This window comes from Streptomyces sp. NPDC033966, from assembly GCF_055575955.1.
Genome location: NZ_JBVIRQ010000049.1, coordinates 1 through 3,303 on the forward strand (window position 1 = coordinate 1; position 3,303 = coordinate 3,303).

Here is a 3,303-nt window from a genome sequence, read left to right on the forward strand (position 1 = left end):
CTTTGTACTCACCCTCTCGGGCTTTCCTCCGGGCTTTCGTTCTTCGTTCTTGCGTTTCCGACTCTATCAGACTCTTTCGTGTCCGATTTCCTCGGCGCTTTCGAGGTTCTGCGCTTTCGCGCTTTCCCTTTCCGGCGGTTCCGACTCTATCAGAAGTTTTCCACCGGATTTCCCGGCTTCGGCTTCCTGAATGAGGAGTCGACTGTGCCCCACGGGAATTCAATTCCATTTGGGGGCGAGAGAGATTTTAAACCATCGCTGCCGAACTTGTCCAGTTCGAGGCAACTGTTCGAATCTACCTCCCCACAGCGGCCGTGTCAACGGTCTGCGGGACGACGAGGAGACTAGCAGCTCAGCCGGCGTGTACGCACATCAGGCCGCCGTCGGGAGCGTCGCCGTGCGGTCCGCCTCCTCCACGTCGCCCACCTCGCCGGCACGGGAAGCGCGGCCGCCGAGGACGTAGACGTAGGCGAGGAACGCGCCCTCCGCGACGACGCCGATCGTGATGCGGGCCCAGGTCGGGAGGCCCGACGGGGTCACGAAGCCCTCGATCAGGCCGGAGACGAAGAGGACCGCGGCCAGGCCGATGGCCATGCCGAGGGCGGCGCGTCCCTGTTCGGCGAGGGCCGTGCGGCGGGTCCGGGGGCCCGGGTCGATGACGGTCCAGCCGAGGCGCAGGCCCGTACCGGCGGCGACGAAGACTGCCGTCAGTTCGAGGAGCCCGTGCGGGAGGATCAGGCCGAGGAAGACGTCGAGGCGGCCGGCGGAGGTCATCAGGCCGAGGCCGACGCCGAGGTTCGCCATGTTGAGGAAGAGGATCCAGAGGACCGGGAGCCCGAGGAAGGCGCCCAGGACCAGACAGACGGCGGCGGCCTGGGCGTTGTTCGTCCAGACCTGCGCGGCGAAGGAGGCCGCCGGGTGGCTGGAGTAGTAGGTCTCGTACTGGCCGCCCGGCCGGGTCAGCTCCTTGAGGTGCTCCGGGGTGGCTATGGCGCTCTGGACCTCGGGGTGGGCGGCTATCCACCAGCCGATGAGCACGCCGAGGGCGGTGGAGAGCAGCGCGGTGGGTATCCACCAGCGGCGGCTGCGGTAGACGGCGGCCGGGAAGCCTTCGGTGAAGAAGCGCGCGGCGTCGCGCCAGCTCGCGCGGCGGGTGCCGGTGACCGTCGAGCGGGCGCGGGCCACGAGCTGGGTGAGCCGGGCCGTGAGCATCGGGTCGGGGGCGCTCGACTGGATCAGGGAGAGGTGGGTGGAGGTGCGCTGGTAGAGGGCGACGAGTTCGTCGGCCTCCGCGCCGGTGAGCCGGCGGCCGCGGCCGAGGAGCTGCTCCAGGCGGGCCCATTCCGTCTGGTGGGCCGCCACGAAGACGTCGAGATCCATCCGGTTACCGCTCCCCTGCCCCTGGCCACCCGATACGGCTTACTTCTCCTGCGGTCAGCTTGGCAGACTGGGGTGGACAGGGGCGGGTCAGGTCGGGGAAAGGTGCGCGCGTTGAGCGATCTGGTGACGGGAGACGCGGTCGTCCTGGGTCTGCGGCCGGCTCGGCTGCCGAGCCGGGCCCTGGCGGTCCTGCTCGACGTGGCCGTCTACGGCACCGGGTTCGTGGTGGTGATCGTCGGACTGCTGGCCGCGACGGCCTCCCTCGACGAGGCCGCGCAGGCCGCGGTGGCGGTGGCGAGCCTCCTGCTGGTGGTGGTCGGCGTGCCGATCGCGGTGGAGACGCTGAGCCACGGCCGCTCGCTGGGGAAGATGGCCTGCGGGCTGCGCGTGGTGCGGGAGGACGGGGGGCCGATCCGGTTCCGGCACGCGTTGGTACGCGGGGCCATGGGGGTCGTGGAGCTGCTGCTCACCTTCGGGGCGGTCGCCTGCATCGCCTCGCTGATGTCGGAGCGGGGCCGGCGGCTGGGTGACGTGTTCGCCGGGACCCTGGTGGTCCGGGAGCGGGTGCCGGGCACCCGTGTGATGCCGGTGCCCCCGCCGCCGCCGTGGCTGGCCGGGCGGTTCGCGGCGCTGGACCTGTCGGCGGTGCCGGACGGGCTGTGGCTGGCGATCCGGCAGTACCTGACGCGGATGAACCAGCTGGATCCGCACACGGGTGCCGCGATGGCGGTGCGGCTCGCGGACGACGTGGTGGCCCGGACCGGGACGCCGCCGCCGGCCGGGGTGCCGGCTGCCGCGTTCCTGATGGCGGTGGTGCACGAGCGGCAGTCGCGGGATGCGGCCCGGGCCTTCGCCGCGGGCCCGGCCGCGCATGCACCTGTGGCTGCACCGGTGGCTGCTCCCGTGCCGGTGGCCGTGCCGATGCCCGCTCCCGCGCCGGTCGTGGCGCCCGTGTCGCCTCCGCCGCCGTCGACGCCGACGCCGCGCGGGACCGGGTTCGCCCCGCCCGCCTAGTCCTCGAAGTCCTCGGAATCGCCGAAGTCGTCGGAGTCCTCGGAATCGCCGGAGTCGTCGGAGTCGTCGAAGGACGACGGCGGGGTCTCCAGGTGTTCGAGTTCGATGCCCGGCGCGGAGAGGACCACGTCCCCCGCGATGTGCACGGTGTGGACCTCGCCCGTGTCCAGGGCGGTGACCTGGTACTCGTCCACCACCAGCGGGCCGCTGTCCGTCGGGTGCTCGGCGCGTGAGAGCAGGGCCCAGGCCTGGTCGACCGTACGGGGGGCCAGCACTGGATCGGTCAGCGCGAGGAGCCGGACCCGGGTCGCGGGGGCGCCGGGGGTCAGGCGCAGCAGGCGGGCCGTGGCGATGAGGAAGGCCGGGGAGCTGCCGGTGAAGCCGGGGGCGGCGACGTTGCCCTCGGTGGCTTCGGCTCCGGCGGGGTCGGTGCGGACCCAGGTGACGCCGTCGATGGCGGCGCCGCGCACCTGCCAGCTCGCGGCGTTGGCCTCCAGGCGGATGGGGCGGCCGAGGGCGTCGATGGCCAGGTCCAGCGAGCCGCGGTGGCCCCCGTCCGGGGTGGTCAGCTGGGCCACGTAGCGCCAGCCGGAAGGGCCGGGGGCGCAGTGGAAGTGCTCCTCGCCGAGGGGGGTGTGGTCGTGCGGGTCGTGGAGCGAGTAGCGGCCGCGGGGCATGGCGTCGGGTCCTTGGGTACGGGGCAGGCCCCCGGCGCGGGTGCCGGGGGCCTGCCTGGAGTGCTGCGGATCCGCAGGGGACCGGTAGCGGTGGATCAGTAGCGGTAGTGGTCGGGCTTGTACGGGCCCTCGACCTTGACGCCGATGTACGCGGCCTGCTCCGGGCGCAGGGTGGTGAGCTTGACGCCCAGCGCGTCCAGGTGGAGGCGGGCGACCTTCTCGTCCAGGTGCT

General features: G+C 72.4%; 4 protein-coding genes. 1 reads left to right on the forward strand and 3 read right to left on the reverse strand.

The window, feature by feature from the left end:
• Positions 1–372 precede the first annotated feature (372 nt).
• The gene (locus ACZ518_RS39385) at positions 373–1,380 is read right to left on the reverse strand and encodes a stage II sporulation protein M (protein WP_469117842.1); all 1,008 of its coding nucleotides are present in this window, start codon (positions 1,378–1,380) and stop codon (positions 373–375) included.
• 111 nt (positions 1,381–1,491) lie between these two features.
• Here ACZ518_RS39385 and ACZ518_RS39390 point away from each other — a divergent pair, with 111 nt between their 5' ends.
• Complete coding sequence (locus tag ACZ518_RS39390; protein WP_469117843.1) at positions 1,492–2,394, forward strand: RDD family protein; 903 nt, start codon at positions 1,492–1,494, stop codon at positions 2,392–2,394.
• On the opposite strand, the gene ACZ518_RS39395 is transcribed toward ACZ518_RS39390, so the two are convergent.
• Together ACZ518_RS39395 and ACZ518_RS39400 are read right to left on the reverse strand one after the other, a co-directional pair.
• Complete coding sequence (locus tag ACZ518_RS39395) at positions 2,391–3,071, reverse strand: hypothetical protein (RefSeq protein ID WP_469117844.1); 681 nt, start codon at positions 3,069–3,071, stop codon at positions 2,391–2,393. The genes ACZ518_RS39390 and ACZ518_RS39395 overlap by 4 nt on opposite strands.
• Before the next feature lie 95 nt (positions 3,072–3,166).
• The coding region (locus ACZ518_RS39400; protein ID WP_388686125.1) for an adenosylhomocysteinase at positions 3,167–3,303 on the reverse strand (137 nt) is incomplete at its 5' end.

Coding starts and splice junctions, on each gene's coding strand:
- ACZ518_RS39385 (WP_469117842.1), bottom strand. CDS start 1,380: ATGGATCTCGACGTCTTCGTGGCGGCCCACCAGACGGAATGGGCCCGC.
- ACZ518_RS39395 (WP_469117844.1), bottom strand. CDS start 3,071: ATGCCCCGCGGCCGCTACTCGCTCCACGACCCGCACGACCACACCCCC.